Here is a 17,339-nt window from a genome sequence, read left to right on the forward strand (position 1 = left end):
GCGGAGTATAGCGGCGCGCCGTGGGCGCGCCGCCGGGATTGGGGATTGGGGATTGGGGATTGGGATTGGGGATTGGGGATTGGGGATTCGGGATTCGAGATCCGCTGGGGCGGCTGCGGTGGGTTTGGGCTTGCGCCCTGTGGGAGCCTGCCGGCGTGCGCTGGCGAGCGGACATCCTCATGTTGCAGAGCTGGAGGAGGTTCCAATCCCGAATCCCCAATCCCGGCTTCCAGGCCCTAGCCTCGCGCTTCCCTCAAGTCTCGGGGTCGGAACCCCAGCGCCAGCATCACCAGACCGAACACCGCGGCACCGCCGCCGACCAGCACGGCGAGTCGCCAGCTGCGGCCCTGCCAGCCATAGGCCCCGAACTCCGGCCACAGCTGCAGGCCCGTCCATAGCGCAGCCGCCATCGCCGTGCAGGCGAGGCCGAGCCGCAGCAGGTGGCGGGTCCAGCCCGGCTGGGCGCGGTACACGCCCTGGCGGCGCAGCACCCAGGCCAGCAGCAGCAGGTTCAGCCAACCTGATGCCACGCTGGCCGCCGACAGCGCGAGATGCAGGCCCGGCAGCGCGGCCAGCTTCTCGAACACGCTGAGGCCCGGCGCGAACTCGTCGGCGCGCCACCACAGCAGGGCGGCGAGGAACGCGAAATTGAATCCCATGTTGGCGATCATCGCGGCGATGCCGATCTTGACCGGCGTGGCGGTGTCCTGGCGGGCATAGAAGGCGGGCGCCACCACCTTGATCAGCACAAAGGCCGGCAGGCCGAAGCTCACGGTCATCAGCGACAGCGCCACCATCTGCGTATCGAAGGCCGTGAACGCGCCGTACTGCAGCAAGGTCGCGAGGATGGGCTCGGCGAGCAGCATCAGGCCGAGCATGGCCGGCAGCGCGATCAGGAGCGCGATGCGCAAGCCCCAGTCCAGGGCGCGCGAGAAGCCGGCAGGGTCGGTATCGACGTGATGTCGAGACAGCGCCGGCAGGATCACCGTGCCGAGTGCGACGCCGAAGATGCCCAGCGGAAACTCCAGCAGGCGGTCGGTCTGCGCCAGCCAGGTCTGCGAACCGGCGATCAGGAACGCCGCGATCACCGTGTCCAGCAGCAGGTTGACCTGGGCCACCGAGCTGCCGAACAGGGTCGGCACCATCAGCTTCAGAATCCGCCGCACGCCCGCATGCGCGCCGCCCCAAAGCGGCCAGACCAGCAGGTCGAGCCGGCGCAGCGCAGGGAACTGCACCAGCAACTGCAGCACACCGGCGACCAGGATGGCGATCGCCAGCGCCATCACCGGCACCTCCAGCAGCGGCGCCAGCCACCAGGCGGCGGCAATCATGCAGATATTGAGGATCATCGGCGTCGCCGCCGGCAGAGCAAAGCGCCCATACGCATTGAGCGCGCCGCCGGCCAGGGCGGTCAGCGAGACGAACAGCAGGAAGGGAAAGGTCACCCGCAGCAGGTCGGCGATCAGGTCGACCTTGTCGGCGTCTGCGCTGGTGGCTGGCGCGAACAGGCGCGCGATCTCCGGCGCGAACAACATGCCCAGCGCGGTCACCACCAGCAGCACCGCACCCAGCGTGCCGGCGGTGCGCGCGATCAGCTCGCGCAGCTCGGCCTGCTCGCGGGTCTGCTTGTACTCGGTGAACACCGGCACAAAGGCCAGCGAAAACGAGCCCTCCGCGAAGAGACGACGGAAGAAGTTGGGAATGCGAAAGGCGATCCAGAAGGCATCGGTCGCCGCGTTGGCGCCGAAGGTCTGGGCGATGACCATCTCGCGCACCAGCCCCAGGATCCGCGACAGGAAGGTCGGGCCACTGAAGGAGGCGAGCGAACGGAGGAGGTTGGGCATTTTTTTCGGCTGTGCCGGCGCGGCGGCGTTGCCGCCGCGGCGCGGGATTCGGGATTCGGGATTGGGGATTCGTAGAGCGGGCAACATCGGTCGCGGCAAGAAGCGGGCGTTGATCCCTGATCCGTGCGTGCGGTGCGAAAGGCTACCCCAGCCGAGAGCTTGCGCCACGCGCGCGGCCAGCGACGCCCCAGCGCGGCGGCAAGCGAAGTCTGGCGCTGCAAGGCCTCCTCAATCGCCCCGACCTTCGGTCGAATCCCGAATCCCCAATCCCCAATCCCATCCGGCCGCAACGCGGCCGGATTGACGCGCCCCCGCCTCCCCCGCATACTTGCGCGTCTTGTCCCGCCCTTACCGCTACGCCTCGAGGAGTTTCCCTTGGCCAATATCAAGTCCGCTAAGAAGCGCGCGAAGCAGTCCGAAGTTCGCCGCGCCCGTAACGCCAGCGCCCGCTCCATGGTGCGCACCACGATCAAGAAGGTCATCAAGGCGATCGACACCGGCGCCGCCGATGCCGCCCGCGCCGCTCTGGCCGCCGCCGAGCCCGTGCTTGACCGCTACGCTGCCCGCGGTCTGATCCACAAGAACAAAGCTGCCCGCCACAAGAGCCGCCTCACGGCGCGCATCAAGGCGATGGCGTAAGTATCGAGCCGCGCAGCGGTTTCGGGACAGCAGAAAGCCGGCCTTAGGGCCGGCTTTTTTGTTGCCCGCGATTCGCTCTCAGCGCTCGGAACCCCCAAACAAGAACGGGAGCCCCCTGGGACTCCCGTCAAGCCGGATCGAAGCCGGCATTTTCTTGTTGTCGGCAGCCCTGTCTGCGGCTGCTCGGCTTTGGGCGCTCGCTGCGGCGGTGAACCGTCAGTGGCGGCGCCAAGCCTAGACTAGGTCAATTGCTGATGCAACACCTGAAGTAAGTCGCGCATCACACTGAGTGGAAAGACTTTCCTGATTCCGCCCCTTGCAGCCGCCAAGGGCTCTTCTCCCCTCTCCCCTTGCGGGAGAGGAGCCGGGGGAGAGGGGTGAAACCCACCTCACGCCCACCCTGCTCCTCGGGAAACCGGCTTGTGACGAGCGGGCGTGAATGGCACAGAGCCGCCCAACCGACAGGTCGCGCCGATCACGCAATCCCCAGCGCAGCCTCGATCTCGTCGACGATGCCGTTCGCGGCGAGCCGCGGATCGGCCGCCTGCCGTATCGGCCGTCCCACCACGATGTAGTCGGCGCCCGCGGCAAACGCTTCGGCTACGCCGACCGTGCGCTTCTGATCATCTCCGACCGGGCCGCCAGGACGGATGCCCGGGCAGACGATCAGGAACTCCGAACCGCGCGCGGCGCGCAGCTTGCCGGCTTCCTGACCTGACGCGATCACCCCGTGGCAGCCGGCCGCCTGCGCCAGCGCCGAACGCGCCAGCACCTGCTCGGCCGGGCTGCGACTGATGCCGTCGGACGCGAGATCACCGGCGTCCATCGACGTCAGCACGGTCACCGCGAGGATCTTCATGCCCCCCGCAGCCTCCGCGGCGGCGCGCATCATCGCCGGCTGCTGACCGTGGATGGTGCAGAAGTCGACCGGCCAGCGCGAAAGACCTCGCACCGCATGGCCTACCGTCGCCGGCACATCGTGGAACTTGAGATCGACGAAGATCCGCTTGCCGGTGTCCGCGAGCTTTTCGAGTACGCGGAAGTAGTCGCCCGAGCTCAGCAGCTCCATGCCGATCTTGTAGAAGGCCACGCTGTCGCCGAGGCGTTCGATCCAGGCGTCGGCCTCGGCGGCGGTCGAGACGTCGAGGGCGAAGATCAGGCGCTGGCGGGCGGGGATGCGTGACATGGCGGGCTCGGGCAGCGGAAGTGCGAACGCATTCTAGTCGCGCGGGATCGGAACGCGGCGCAGGCGCGCGAGTGCCGGTGGGTCGAGACCCACCCTATGGTCTGCCGTAGGTCGGGCCAAGCGAAGCGCGGCCCAACGCCGCGGACTCGACACACACGGAACGGATCGGATCTGCCAAAAGCCAGCCGGAACTCAGTCGCCGAACAAGGCGGCCAGCTTGGCGAGGCTCGCGGCGGCGACATCCTCTCGGCGCTCGGCATCCTTCTCCGCGTCGCGACCGACCCAGTGCAACTCGGCAGCCGGGATCTCGCTGAGGAAACGACTGGGTTCGTTCTTCGAGACTTCGCCGAAGCGCTTGGCGCGCTTTGGATAGGACAGATGCAGCAGTTCCTTGGCGCGGGTGATGCCCACGTACATCAGGCGGCGCTCTTCCTCGATCTTGCCTTCGTCCAGGCTCGCGTCGTGCGGCAGCGAGCCCTCGTGCACGCCGACGATGAACACGTAGCGGAACTCCAGGCCCTTGCTGCCGTGCAGGCTCATCAGGCGCACGCTCTCGCCCGGGTCGTCGCGATCGGCGTGGCTGAGCAGAGCAAGCTGGGCCGCGAGCTCGCCCGGGCCACCGCCGCCGCGCGCGGCCTCCAGCCAGCCGGCGAGCTCCTCCAGATTGCCGCGGCGGCGCTGGAACAGGCTGTCGTCTCTTGATGTCGCGCGCACTTCGGCGAGCAGGCCGGAGTCTTCGATCAGCTTGCGACACAGGTCCGCCGCCGGCAGCGCGTTCGAGAGCTGGCGAAAGCGGCGGATCAGCTGCACGAAGCCATCCAGCGCCGCCGAGGGTCGTGCCGGCAGCACCTTCAGCACCTCGTTGCGCTCGGCGGCCTTTAGCAGGCCCTCATGGCGCTGGCCGGCAAGCTCGCCGAGCTTGGCCAGGGTGGTGCTGCCGATCTCGCGCTTGGGCGAAGTGACCGCGCGCAGGAAGGCGGCGTCGTCGTCGGGGTTCGCAACCAGGCGCAGCCAGGCCAAGGTGTCCTTGACCTCGCCGCGATCCAGAAACGCCGTGCCGCCGGCCAGGTGATACGGAATGCGCAGGAGCTGCAGAGCTTTCTCCAGCGGCCGCGACTGATGGTTGCCGCGGAACAGCACGGCGAAGTCGCTCCACGGCGCGCGGTGCTTCTCGGCGAGATGCGAGATCTCCGCGGCCACGCGCTCGGCCTCGTGCTCGTCATCGCGACACTCGAACACGCGGATCGGCTCGCCCTCGCGGTGTTCACTCCACAGGGCCTTCAGATGTTCGTGCGGGTTGTTGGCGATCAGCGCATTGGCCGCGCGCAGGATGCGCTTTGCGCAGCGGTAGTTCTGCTCCAGCTTGATCAGACGCAGGTTCGGGTAGTCGACGCTGAGCTGGTTCAGGTTCTCGGGATTCGCACCGCGCCAGGCGTAGATCGACTGGTCGTCATCGCCCACGCAGGTGAACATGCCGCGCGGTCCGGCCAGCAGCTTGACCATCGCGTACTGCGCGGGATTGCTGTCCTGATACTCGTCGACCAGCAGATAGCGCAGGCGCTCGCGCCAGGTCCGCTGCAGGTCCTCGCTGCCGGCGAGCAGGGCCACCGGCAGGCGGATCAGGTCATCGAAGTCCAGCGCATTGAAGGCGCCCAGGCGGCGCTGGTACTCGGCATAGATCTCCGCCGCCTCGCGCTCCCGCGGACTGCGCGCCGCCGCCATCGCCTGCTCGGGCGAGAGCACATCGTTTTTGGCGCGCGAGATCAGACCGCGTACGCCGTCGACCACGTCCGGCTTGGCCCCCTTGGGCAGCAGCTCCTTGAGCAGCGACGTGCTGTCGTCGGAATCGAAGATCGAAAAGCCGCGGCGCAGGCCGGCGGCCTCGTGCTCGATCTGCAGGAACTTGAGCCCCATCGAATGGAAGGTGCAGACCGTGAGCTCCTGCGCCTGCTCGGACTTCATCAGCTTGCCAACGCGCTCGCGCATTTCGCGCGCGGCCTTGTTGGTGAAGGTGATCGCGGCGATCTTGTTCGGCGCCAGATGGTCCTCGCGCACCAGCCGCACGATCTTCTCGGTGATCACCTTGGTCTTGCCCGAGCCGGCGCCAGCCAGCACCAGCAAAGGACCACTGCGATAGGCCACCGCGGCGGCCTGCTGGGGGTTCAATCCGGACATGCGAGGGGATCTGTAGGGGCCGACCGCGCGCGCGGCCTCGGGGTCGCCATTCTAGTGGCCGCACGGCGCGTACAGGGTACGGCGCAGCCGCCGACCCCGCGCGGTTCAGGGCGGCGAGACCGCCGCCTCGATCGCCTCGAAGCCGCTGCGGAACAGCGCATCGGCATCGACGCTGTGGGCCGCGCTGATGACGGCTGGCTCGAAGTCTGCGCTGCCGGCATAGCTGAACTGCAGGCTGCGCGGTCCTGCCGCGCCCAGGCTCAGCGTGCAGCCGCCCGCGACCACGGGCGCGGAGCAGGTCTCGCCCGGTCCCGCCGTCACCGTGACGGTGCCACCCGGGCTGCCGGCCGCCGGCGGCAGCACCTCCACGGCCCAGCGCACCTGCAGCGCCGAATTGACCGGCGAAGGCTGCGGGTACAGTCCAGTCACGCGCAGCGCGGTCGCTCCACGCAGCACGCTCTGGCTGCCGCTGGCGCTACTGGCCGTGAAGTTGGCGTTGCCGGCATAGCTGGCCTGCAGCGAGCGGGTGCCCGCCCCACCGGAACTCAGCCGGCAGCTGCCGGCGCCACCGGACAGGAAGGCGGTGCAGGCGCCCACCCCTTCGCTGACCTGCACGCCGCCGTCGGGGATGACATTCGGGCTCTCGACACGCACCAACAGGTCGTAAGGCTGGCCCACGCGCACCGGCGAGGGCGTCACCGACTCGATCCGCAGGCTGGTGCTCGCCGGGTTGACCTGATGCGTCAGGCTGGCGCTCGCCGCATTGAAGTTCGGCGTCTGTGCAAAGTTCAGATTGAGGCTGCGGCTTCCCGCGCCGAACAGGGTGAGGGTGCAGGCGCCTGCAGTGGCACTCGCGCTGCAGTTCTCGCCCCCCGGCACCGCTGCGACTGTGACGGTACCGACCGGACTGGCCGTACTCGGCGCCTGCGCGGCCAGGCCGAAGTTCACGGTCACCGTCTGGCCATGCGCGGACGGCGTCGGCTGCACGCCGCTGCTGGCGAACACCGCACTGGCACGCGCGATGACATGGCTGGCCGTGCCGCTGCTGGCAGCGAAACTGCCGCTCGGCGTGTAGCTCGCGGTGAGCGCGCGCGTACCGGCAAGGATCGATGGCATCACGCAGCTCATGCTCCCGCCGGACAGCGTCGCCTGGCAGCTGTTGCTGCCGTCGCTGACCTGCACGCTGCCGGTCGGTGTGCCGGTGTTCGCCGCCACGCTCACGTTGACCGTGTAGCTCTGGCCGACCACGGTGCTGCTCGGCACCCGCGAGGTAATGGTCGTGGTGGTCGCGGCGGTATTGCTCACGCTGTGGCTGGCCGTGCCCTCGCTGTAGTCGAACCCGCCGCGCCCGAGATAGCGCGCGGTCAAGGTGCGCGGGCCGGCGCTGCCGCCCGGCATCACGCAGCTGCCCTGCCCGTTCATCGCACTGGCAAGCTCGAAACTGCAGCTCGCCCCCTGGCCGTCGTCCACTTCCACAGTACCGAAGGGATTGCCGCTGATGCTGATGCCGTTGGCTTCCTCCACTCGCACGCTGACCGTATAGCTCTGGCCGACGGGGCTCGGGTTCGGCGAAGTCGAGCTGATCTGGGTGACCGTGTTGGGACCCGGCGAGTAGTACCAGTTGATCTGCGAGTTCATCGCGATCTGCGCCTGGGTGATGCGCCACTGGCTGGTGTTGTTGTTGATCGCCAAGGCACTGACGCCGCACACGGCGAAGCCGGTGCTGGTGTCGATGCGGATGCGCACATTGCAGTCGGTATTGGAGGGGTTGGAGAGCCGACCCACGTAGCGCAGCTGGTAGCGGTAGTCGTCGCTGTTGCCCTGCACCCGGTTCAGGCCGGAGCGCGCGAAGCGGATCGTCATCAGGTCGTCGTGGTGCAGATGCCGCTTGGCCTCGCGGGCCGGCGTACCCTGCTGCATCACCGCCTCGGAGTTGGCGAAGCCCAGCGCCGCCATCACGCTGCGGTCCGCATTGGCAGCGAAGCGATGACCGGACGGCAGGAGGTTCAGCTCGCGCGCCATCGTTGTACTGTCGGCAATCGCGTTGAACAGCCCGGGATTGTTCTGCCCGCGCAGATACCAGTGCAAGTTGACATCATCGCCGCGCAGGTCGTCGCGCGAGCCGTGGATACCGTCATTGCCTGCGGCCTGGTTGAGCACGCCGTCAGCGCCAACGCCGGATTTGGTGCCATTGGCCTGCGGATCGTTGAAGCCCGATTCGCTGGCGTGATTGACATGGTTCAGGCCCTGGCAGTGGCCCAGCTCATGCAGCAGCACAGACTCGAAGTCGTAGCCCGACGCGATGTCGGTCGCGTTGTTCAGCGCATAGTTGTCGGCGCCCAGCGAACGCCCACGGTTCCAGGTATCAATGGCCTTGATCACGGCCGGCTCGGCCTCGGAGGTCAGGCTGCTGTTGACGCTGCGATCGAGGCAAACGGTCAGGTCCGGCCGCTCGCCGCCGGTACCGCTGTAAACCTGCGGATGGGTCACCGCATCGGGGTAGTCCTCGGCGAAGATGAAGGCGCCAGCGCTGGCGCCGCCGCTCGCCAGCAGACCCAGCACCGCCCAAGGCAGGCCGCGCAGGGCGCTCATCGCGAAACCTCGGCGCGGAGGTCCGGCAGCGCATCGAGCGCCAACACCTCGCCGATCGTCTCGGCCAGAAGCGCCAGCTCCTTCGACTGCGGGTGCAGCTCGGCCTGCTGGAAAATCGATTCGGCCTTGAGCTCGATCGTTTCCCCGCCCGCAGCCAGACGCAGCACGTAGCCGGTCGGGTGCGAGATGTGGGTGCGCCGCAAATCGCCCAGCGCCTGGGCGCGCTGAGCCAGGTCCGCTTCGGCTTCACGCAGCGCGCGCGCCGGATCGCTGGCGCGCAACTCGGCGTCGCTGGCAAGGCGCTGTATGGCGCGCAGCGCCGAGGCATCGATGCGCGCAGCGTACGTCCCCGGCTGGCGATGAAACGGGGGCCGCCGCACCTCCACGCAGCCATCGGCGTGCACGCGGATCCGGTGCAGACGATCAAAGCCTTCGCCGCGATCACTGGTCACGCGCAGCTCGACCAGCAGGGGCTGGGCATCCGCACAGGCCGCGACCGCATTGAAGGAGACGCCACCGCACACGGACACACTCAAGAGAACTCGGGCAGCGATGGCGCGCATGGCGAACGGGAGGGCAGAAGGGGCGCCAAGTTTCTCCGAACCGCGGTCGCCGCGCGTGAGGCTGCCGACCAGCGCAGTAAGGCGGGGGCCGAAGGGTTTGGCGCGGCCACCCTCACGGAATCACGGACGGCCGCCGCGCTTGTTAAGGCGGCGCGAACGGGCGCATCCTTCGCAAAACGTGTGCCCAGGGGGCCTTCATGTCTTTCCGTTCGACGCGGATGCGTCTCGCCGCGGCAGTGGCGATCGCCTGCACAGTCTCCGCCTGCATGGCACCGGTCCGCAGTGAGTATGCGGACAGCGAATACCGCAAGCGCGGCGCCGAGCCGGTCGACCCGGCGGAATACAGAGAGCCGGTGCTGCCGCCCGAACGCCCTGACAAGCAGCGCCTGCTGGGCGCACCGCCCTCGGCGCTGGCCTGGATCGAACGCGGCCCGGCGCCCACCCGCAGCGCCCAGGTCAGGGTGCCGCCGAACAACGAAGTCTGCGGGGGTATCCAAGCGCTGGCACCACATCCGACCAATGCCAACATCCTCTACATCGGCGCGGTCAACGGCGGCATCTGGCGCACCGGCAACGCACTGGCAGCCTCGCCCACCTGGACGCCGCAGACCGATCAGCTGCCCTCGCAGTCGATCGGCGCTCTGGCGTTCGACCCGACCGACACGAGCCATCAGACACTGGTCGCAGGCCTCGGCCGCTGGAGCAACTTCGCCCAGCGTGGCGATGACGAAGTCGGCGTGTATCGCACCACCAACGGTGGTACCACCTGGACCCAGCTCGGTGCCAGCGCCCTGCTCGGTCAGAAGATGGTCGCGGTCTGGCCACGCGGTGCGACGATCCTCGCGGCCGCCCGCAACGGCGGCCTGTGGCGGAGCACCGATACGGGCGCGAGCTGGTCCCTGGTCTCGGGCACCGGCGGACTGCCGGCGGGCGGCATCGGCGACATGGCGGCGCATCCTGATGCGCCGCTTCGCGTCTACATCTCGGTGCTCGGCGCGACGCGCAACGTGCTGCGCAGCGATGACGGTGGCGCCACCTGGACCGATATCAGCGCCGGCATCACAGCGATGGGCAGCAGCAGCGGCAATGTCCGGCTGGCGGTAGGACCCGGCGCCAGCGGCGCGGTATTCGTCGCCGTCGTCAACACCGGCGCCCTCGCCGGGGTATTCCGTTCGGCCAACCAGGGCACCAACTGGACGGCGATGGACGTACCTCCCGTGCATCCGGGCACACAGGGCGTGGTCAACACCTCGATCGTGGTCGATCCGGGCAATCCGAACCTGGTCTACATCGGCGGCGACCGGATCACCGCCTCGCCCTTCACTGCCAACATCCGACGCGGCGATGCGACCGCTGTCGCCGGCAGCCAGTTCACCACCATCATGGACGCCAACGCCGGCAACACGACGCCGCATGCCGACAGCCGCAACATGGCCTTCGACGTCAACGGCAATCTGCTGCAGGTCGACGATGGCTGCATCTACCGGCGCGCGACGCCGACCTCGTCCGCCGGCACCTGGGCCTCGGTCGCCGGCAATCTCAAGGTGATGGAGGTGCACGACCTCGACCACGACCGTGTCTCCGACATCCTGGTGATCGGCACGCAGGACAACGGAACGCACATGCAGCAGGCAGCGACCAACCCGATCTGGGTGTCGATCAACGGTGGCGATGGCGGCGACGTCGCCATCGAGGATTCGGGCACCGACGGGTTGCGCTTCATCAGCTCGCAGAATCTCGGCGGCTTCCGTCGCGCCACCTACAGCGCCGCCAATGCGCAGACCGCGAACGTTTCGGTCCCGACCGGCGGCATCGTCACCGACCCGCAGTTCGTGACACCCGTGGAAGTCAACGTCGACGATCCAGGCCGGATGCTCGTCGGTGGAATCAACACGCTCTACGAGTCCAGCAACGCCAATGCGGGATCGCCAACCCTGGCCTCGATCGGAGGCCCGGGCGCCAACCGCAACGCGATGGCGTACGGCGCCAGCGGCAACCCCGGCGTCGCCTATGTGGGGCGCGGCAGCCAGGTGTTCCAGCGCACCGCCGGCGGCTTCGTCGCCACCACCGCCCTGCCCGCGGGCGCATCGACCGTTACCGATGTCGCGCTGGATCCGATCAACCCGGCCCGGGTCTGGGCGATCGACGACAACCAGGTGTTCTTCTCGTCGAACAGCGGCACCAGCTGGACCGACATCACCGGCAACCTGCCCGCGATCAGCTCGCAGGACTTCCGCACCATCGAGTTCATCCACGCGGACGGCGCGGTGCCGGCACGGATTGCGCTGGGCACGCGCTCGGGTGTCTACGCGGCGACCAGCGGCACCGGCGACTGGGCGCTGTTCGGTGATTTCCTGCCCGACGTACTGGTGTTCGACCTGCGCTACGTGCACGACCAGCGCACCCTGTATGCCGGCACGCTTGGGCGCGGCGTGTGGTCGCTGAGGGTCGTGGCGGGCAGTCTGTTCTCGAACGGGTTCGAGCCCTGAGAGCGCGCTGACTCCCGCACGCCGGTGAATGGCGCCGACCCAGGCGCGGTCGCCGGCGATGGCGGAACGCAGCAGACCGCGCGCCACAAGCGCGGTGCGGCGACCGCAGAGTGTCCGGTGCCTCCATCAGGCACCCTGCCGCAGTGGCGAGTTGACGTTGGCGCATGCGCCGACGCCTCGCGCCGCTTGGCCCGCGTAGGACGCGTTCGGGCATACTCCCGCCGCTTTCCGCCGGCACGGAACCGATCTTGGCCAAGCTCTACTACTACTACTCGGCGATGAACGCCGGGAAGACCACGACCCTGCTGCAGAGCGCGCACAACTACCACGAGCGCGGCATGCGCACGCGCATCTTCACACCACGCCTGGACAACCGCTACGGCGCCGGCATCGTCGCCTCGCGCATCGGCCTGCAGGCGACCGGTGTGATATTCGACCGTGAAGACGATCTGCTGGGCATGACCCAGCGCGACATCGCGGTGCACGGGCCGCTGCACTGTGTGCTGGTCGATGAAGCCCAGTTCATGAGCAAGGCCCAGGTCTGGCAGATCACCGAGATCGTCGACCGTCTGAAGATCCCGGTACTGGCCTACGGGCTGCGCACCGACTTCCGCGGCGAGCTGTTCGAGGGCAGCCAGTACCTCTTGGCCTGGTCCGATTCGATCACCGAGATCAAGACCATCTGCCACAGCGGCAAGAAAGCGACCATGGTCGTGCGCGTCGACGAGAACGGCAGAGCGGTGTCGGAAGGCCCCCAGGTCGAGATCGGCGGCAACGAGCGCTACGTATCGGTGTCGCGCGCAGAGTTCAAGGCGATCATGGAAGGCCGGCACGCCATCGAGCCGCAGCAGCCGCGCCTGCCTCTGTAGCTCAACGCAATGATTTAACGAAGACCTAACCCGCCTCGACGGCGCGCCGACCTACAGTGCGTCAGTCCACCCACCGCCCTTGGCCGCCAGGATGTATCTGCAGTTCTACGGCCTCGCCGAGCCGCCCTTCTCGATCACGCCCGACCCGCGCTTCGTGTTCCTGTCCGAGCGCCACCGGGATGCGCTCGCGCATCTGCTGTACGGCATCGGCCAGGGCGGCAGTGGTGGCTTCGTGCAGCTCACGGGCGACGTGGGCACCGGCAAGACCACGCTCTGCCGCTTGCTGCTGGAGCAGATGCCGGCCGACACCCGCGTCGCCCTCGTGCTGAACCCGCGGCTGTCGCCGGTCGAGCTGGTCGAGAGCATCTGCGAGGAGCTGAAGCTCGATGTCGAGCCGATCCGCGGCAGCCTGAAGGGCCTGGTCGATCGCTTGAACGCCTACCTGCTGCGCGCCTATGGGGAAGGCCTGCGGGTGGTGCTGATCATCGACGAGGCGCAGAACCTGAGTTTCGAGGCGCTGGAGCAGGTGCGTCTGTTGACCAACCTTGAAACCGCGACCCAGAAGCTGCTGCAGATCATCCTGCTGGGTCAGCCCGAACTGCGCGAGACGCTGGCGCGACCGGAGCTGAGGCAGCTGACCCAGCGCATCACCGCGCGCTTCCATCTGACGCCCCTGTCGGCGGACGAGACCGCGGACTATCTGCGTCACCGGCTGTCGGTGGCGGGCTGCCCGCGCTTTCCGTTCTCGCGGCTGGCGGTGCGGCGCATCCACCAGCATGCGGGCGGGGTGCCGCGCCTCATCAACGTGATTGCGGATCGCGCGCTGACCGCCGGCTATGTCGGCGAACTCAGCCAGATCGGCGAGCACGAGGTCGAGCGTGCGGCGCGCGAGGCGCTGGCCTCACCGGTGCGGCGGGCGCGCCCCTGGCTGCTGAGCGTCACCGCAGCGGTCGCTTTTGCGCTGGTGTTCGCCCTGCTCTGGCGTGGGCGCGAGGCGGTCACTGAAGCCGCCCCCGAAGCGCCCGCGAGCGCCACGACGAGCCCCGCCAACCCGGCGCAGAGCGCGCTGATCGATGAGGCCGGGCTGCGCTCGCTGATCGAGGGCAGCGACGGTGCCAGCTTCGCGGCCTGGAACCATCTGCTTGCGCTGTGGACCCTGCGCGCCCGCGAGGCCGACGTGCGCACCGCCCAGCGCTGCCCGCTGGAGCTGGGCGCGGGCGTCTACTGCCTGCGCGCGGCCGGCAACTTGGCCAAACTCGAAACCCTGCGGCGCCCGGTGCTGCTGCGCCTCACCTCGGGCAATCGCGAGGCCTGGGCGGTGCTGCTCGGCAGCGGTGAAGCGCGGGTGCGCCTGCTGCTCGACGGCGAGACGATCGAAGCGCCGCGCGCCCTGTTCGAGCGCCTGTGGCTGGGCGAATTCCACGTGATCTGGCGAGCGCCGGGCTTCATCAGCGGCAATCTGCGCCGCGGCGATGCCGGCCCTGCCGTCGATTGGCTCGCGCAGCGTCTGCTCGAAGCGCGCCATCTCAGCGAGCTCTCGCCCGGGCCGCAGAGCTTCGACGCCGCGATCGAGCAGGCGGTGCGCCGTCTGCAGGCCGCGCATGGCCTGGTGCCGGACGGCATCGTCGGTCCCGAGACCCTGCTCGCGGCGACCAGCCACAAGGCAGGCGGGCCGCGCCTGCGGCGCCTGCGCTGAGCGCCCGCCGTGCATCAAGGCCCATCGCCCAGCCGCGCAGATGAGTTCGCCGCCCACGCGCAGCCGTGCGCGGCTGCCTTGAACCCGCCGGCACAGCATCGTGTGATGCCAGCCTCGTTCGCGACGCGGATGGCAGCGGACGCAGCCGCAGCCACGCCCACAGGACGTGGGATCCTCAAGCACTCCGAGCGCTCTCCATGTCCCTGATTCTAGAAGCCCTCAAGAAGTCCGAAGCGGAGCGCCAGCGCGGGCGCGCGCCCGGCCTGCTTGACCTGCAGCTGCGCGCGCCGCGGCGCCGATCGAAGGCGGGGCTGCTGACGGTTCTGAGCGCACTGGTGCTTGCGGCTGTGGGCGCAGGCTACGGGTTCGCCCTGCTCCGCGCGCCGGCCGAAGCGCCGCTGGCGGCTGCCGCGCCAGCGCCTTCTGCAGTCGCCGAAGCGGCACCCGCACCGTCCGCGCCAACGGCCACCGCTGCACCCGAGCATGCGGCGGCAGCCGAATCCAAGGATGCGGAGAGCGCTACGCCCGCATCGCGCCTGCCCAGCGACCCCGGCTTCGATTCGGTCGAGCGCGAGGCCAGACCGCAGCTGGCGGTGGCCCTGACCGACCCGGTCGCTACGGCGCAAACGCCGGCGCCGGCAGCGAGCGTGCCGCCGCCCGACGCGTCCGTCGACGCGCCGGCCGCCGCACCCGGCGCACCATTGCCTGCGACCGCAGCGATGCCCGCGACCAGCGCCGATCCAGCAGACGCCGCGCAGGCAGCGGCGGAGCCCGCAGCGCCGCAAGCGCCCACGCTTGCGGTCGCGGCCGAGCGGGACTCCGCCGCCTCGGCTCCGACTGCGGCAGGCCTTGAGCCGGTCGCGCCGCCTGCCGCCCCGAGCGATTCACCGCCGCCGCTCTCCAGCCTGGACCACGAAGCACGTGGCCGCCTGCCGCCGCTCAAGGTCAGCATGCATGTGTTCGCCGAAGACCCGGCTGGGCGCGTGGTGATCATCGATGGCCGTCGCCTGCGCGAGGGCGATGCCATGGACTCGCGCCTGCGCCTTGCGGAAATCCGTCGCGAGGGCAGCGTGCTGGAGCTCGAAGGTCGCCGCTATCTGTTGCCGCGCCCATGAGTCAGAGCGCATGAACGTGTTCGTCAACGTGCCCGGCCGGCGCCGGCCCCAAGGCCGCTGGGTGACGCCACTCATCGTTGCGCTAAGCATGGCCGGCTTCGTCTGGCTGGCGCCGCTCGAACCCGCCGCCCGCGCCGAGTTCCTGCTGCGCTGGGGCACGGTGCCGGCCTCGCTGTTCTCGCCCTCGGTGCTGACCTCGGCCCTGCTCGACGGACGCGCATTCAGTCTGGTGAGCGCTTTGTTCCTGCACGCCAACTGGCTGCATCTTCTGGGCAACCTGCTGTTCCTGCTGATCTTCGGCCTGCCCGCCGAGCGCAGCCTCGGGCCGCTGCGCTTTCTCGCGGTGTTCTTCTTCTGTGGGGTCGCGGCGAACTTGAGCGCCGCCTGGTCGCTGGATGGAACCGCCGCAGTCATCATCGGCTCCAGCGGCGCGGTGTCGGGCCTGATCGGCGCCTTTCTCGTGCTTTTCCCGCGCGCGGAGCTCGCCATTGTTCTGCCGCTCGGGGTGTTCCTCGAGTTCGTGCGCACGCCAGCCTCGGTGCTGATCGGCATCTGGGCGCTGCTGCAGCTGATGTTCGCCTACGTCGGCCCGACCTTCGGCGCGGTGGCGTGGTGGGCGCATCTCGCCGGCTTCGCGCTGGGCATGATCCTTGCCTTGCTGATGCGACGCGGCGTCGAACGCAAGCTGCGCCGCAGCTAGCAGGCTGTTAAAGAACAGCCTGCCAGCCCGGCCAGGCATGGCCGGGACGACGAAGCAAGCGCGTAAGCGATGGCTTTGTCGTGAGGCGGTACGGACCTGCGCCGGACCGCCGACTAGAAAACTCCCCGGAAGGGAGTTTTTCAACACGCTGCTAGCGGCTCTGCGGGCGGACCGCGAGCCAACTTTTACGGGGACCCCGCGTGAAGCCTATACTCCGCCGTTCGCCCTCGACCAGCTTCGCCCTTTAGCCCCCGTTTGCATGAGCAGCCGTCTGTACAAAGTCACCTTCCTCAATGCCGGCAAGATCTACGAGCTCTACGCACGTCGCGTGGTCAGCAGCGCGCTGTGGGGCTTCACCGAGGTCGCCGAGCTGGTGTTCGACGCCAACGATTCGCTGGTGGTCGATCCGACCGAGGAACGGCTGCGCAGCGAGTTCGGCGACACCCGCGTCCTGCACCTCCCCATGCAGTCCATCGTCCGCGTCGAGGAAGTCGAGCGCCGCGGTCAGCTGAGCATCCGCGACTCCGCCACCGGCGAGAGCGTCATCACCCCCTTCCCGATGCCGGGAAAACCGCGCTGACCGCGCCCCACGAACCCCATGGACGCTTGCATGAACCGAGTTGCCGTTTTCATCGACGCCGGCTACCTCTACGCCTCCGCCATCAAGCTGCTCACCGGCATCAAGCAGTCCCGCAGTGCGATCACGCTGTCCTACGAGGACTTCCTCGAGTACATCATCAAGCAGTCCGAAGCGCTGACCCGCCGCGAGCTGCTGCGCGTCTACTGGTATGACGGCACCAGCTCGGGCCCGACCGGCGCCCACCGCAAGCTGGCCTACCAGGCCAACGTCAAGCTGCGGCTGGGCATGGTCAGCTTGGCCGGTGAACAGAAGGGCGTCGACTCGCTGCTGATCATGGACATGGCCAACCTGGCGCAGAACCGCGCGATGAGCGATGCGGTGGTGCTGACCGGCGACGAGGACATCCGCGTCGGCGTGGTGCTGGCCCAGCAGTACGGCGTGCGCGTGCATCTGGTCGGCATCGCCGACCCGGACGGCGAGCGCAACCAGAGCTCGATGCTGCAGCAGGAAGCCGACACCACGGGCCTCATTGGTCTCGAAGAGCTGCAGAAGTTCGCCACGGTGAACGACCGCAGCAGCAGCGAGCACGGCGAGGACGACGAGTACGGCGACGATCCGGCCGCCGCAGCCATGGTCCAGCAGCTGCTGGATGAGGCCGCCGCCTCGCTGATCGCGATGCTGAACCCGGACGAGCTGATCCAGGCGCGGATCGGCCTTGGCACCGGCGCGCAGTCGGTGCCGCCGATGCTCGACCGCCAGCTGCTCACGGTCGGTCGCCAGCGCATGCAGCGCGATCTGATGCCGCACGAGAAGCGCCAGCTGCGCGCGCGCTTCGTCACCCAGCTGAAGCGCGCCGCCCCCGATCCGAACGAGCCCGCCGAGGGCTGATCG

The 17,339-nt window shown here is 68.7% G+C and carries 13 protein-coding genes; 8 read left to right on the plus strand and 5 right to left on the minus strand.

What is annotated here, in order from left to right; all coding sequences use genetic code 11:
- Positions 1-236: 236 nt before the first annotated feature.
- The gene (gene murJ / locus H4O13_09970) at positions 237-1,844 is read right to left on the minus strand and encodes a murein biosynthesis integral membrane protein MurJ (GenBank protein ID MBE5315716.1); all 1,608 of its coding nucleotides are present in this window, start codon (positions 1,842-1,844) and stop codon (positions 237-239) included.
- Between the two features lie 375 nt (positions 1,845-2,219).
- Here murJ and rpsT point away from each other — a divergent pair, with 375 nt between their 5' ends.
- A complete protein-coding gene (gene rpsT, locus H4O13_09975) occupies positions 2,220-2,483 on the plus strand; it encodes a 30S ribosomal protein S20 (GenBank protein MBE5315717.1) in 264 nt (87 codons plus the stop codon).
- A 475-nt stretch (positions 2,484-2,958) separates the two neighbouring features.
- Here the strand turns inward: rpsT and pyrF are convergent, their stop codons facing one another.
- The 4 genes from pyrF to H4O13_09995 form a co-directional block, all read right to left on the minus strand.
- Complete coding sequence (gene pyrF / locus H4O13_09980) at positions 2,959-3,669, minus strand: orotidine-5'-phosphate decarboxylase (protein ID MBE5315718.1); 711 nt, start codon at positions 3,667-3,669, stop codon at positions 2,959-2,961.
- Between the two features lie 192 nt (positions 3,670-3,861).
- The gene (locus tag H4O13_09985; GenBank protein MBE5315719.1) at positions 3,862-5,844 is read right to left on the minus strand and encodes a UvrD-helicase domain-containing protein; all 1,983 of its coding nucleotides are present in this window, start codon (positions 5,842-5,844) and stop codon (positions 3,862-3,864) included.
- A gap of 105 nt (positions 5,845-5,949) precedes the next feature.
- On the minus strand, positions 5,950-8,436 hold the full coding sequence (locus tag H4O13_09990) for an Ig-like domain repeat protein (GenBank protein ID MBE5315720.1): 2,487 nt from the start codon (positions 8,434-8,436) through the stop codon (positions 5,950-5,952).
- On the minus strand, positions 8,433-8,972 hold the full coding sequence (locus tag H4O13_09995; GenBank protein MBE5315721.1) for a hypothetical protein: 540 nt from the start codon (positions 8,970-8,972) through the stop codon (positions 8,433-8,435). The genes H4O13_09990 and H4O13_09995 overlap by 4 nt, the downstream gene beginning before the upstream one ends.
- Positions 8,973-9,196: 224 nt before the next feature.
- Between H4O13_09995 and H4O13_10000 the strand changes: the two genes are divergently transcribed.
- The 7 genes from H4O13_10000 to H4O13_10030 all read left to right on the plus strand — a co-directional run bounded on the left by H4O13_10000 (position 9,197) and on the right by H4O13_10030 (position 17,336).
- Entirely contained in the window at positions 9,197-11,488 is a 2,292-nt protein-coding gene (locus H4O13_10000) for an exo-alpha-sialidase (GenBank protein MBE5315722.1), read from the plus strand.
- 248 nt (positions 11,489-11,736) lie between these two features.
- A complete protein-coding gene (locus tag H4O13_10005; protein MBE5315723.1) occupies positions 11,737-12,357 on the plus strand; it encodes a thymidine kinase in 621 nt (206 codons plus the stop codon).
- A 91-nt stretch (positions 12,358-12,448) separates the two neighbouring features.
- Positions 12,449-14,053 (plus strand): AAA family ATPase, encoded by a 1,605-nt coding sequence (locus tag H4O13_10010; GenBank protein MBE5315724.1) that lies wholly within the window; start codon positions 12,449-12,451, stop codon positions 14,051-14,053.
- 197 nt (positions 14,054-14,250) lie between these two features.
- A complete protein-coding gene (locus H4O13_10015; GenBank protein ID MBE5315725.1) occupies positions 14,251-15,168 on the plus strand; it encodes a general secretion pathway protein GspB in 918 nt (305 codons plus the stop codon).
- Positions 15,169-15,184: 16 nt separating this feature from the next.
- The gene (locus H4O13_10020) at positions 15,185-15,868 is read left to right on the plus strand and encodes a rhomboid family intramembrane serine protease (protein ID MBE5315726.1); all 684 of its coding nucleotides are present in this window, start codon (positions 15,185-15,187) and stop codon (positions 15,866-15,868) included.
- A 259-nt stretch (positions 15,869-16,127) separates the two neighbouring features.
- On the plus strand, positions 16,128-16,448 hold the full coding sequence (locus H4O13_10025; GenBank protein ID MBE5315727.1) for a DUF1820 family protein: 321 nt from the start codon (positions 16,128-16,130) through the stop codon (positions 16,446-16,448).
- Positions 16,449-16,478: 30 nt separating this feature from the next.
- Entirely contained in the window at positions 16,479-17,336 is an 858-nt protein-coding gene (locus H4O13_10030) for an NYN domain-containing protein (GenBank protein MBE5315728.1), read from the plus strand.
- Positions 17,337-17,339: the final 3 nt, after the last annotated feature.

The sequence above is a fragment of the Lysobacterales bacterium genome, from assembly GCA_014946745.1.
In the GTDB taxonomy this organism is placed as follows: Bacteria; Pseudomonadota; Gammaproteobacteria; order Xanthomonadales; family Xanthomonadaceae; genus Aquimonas.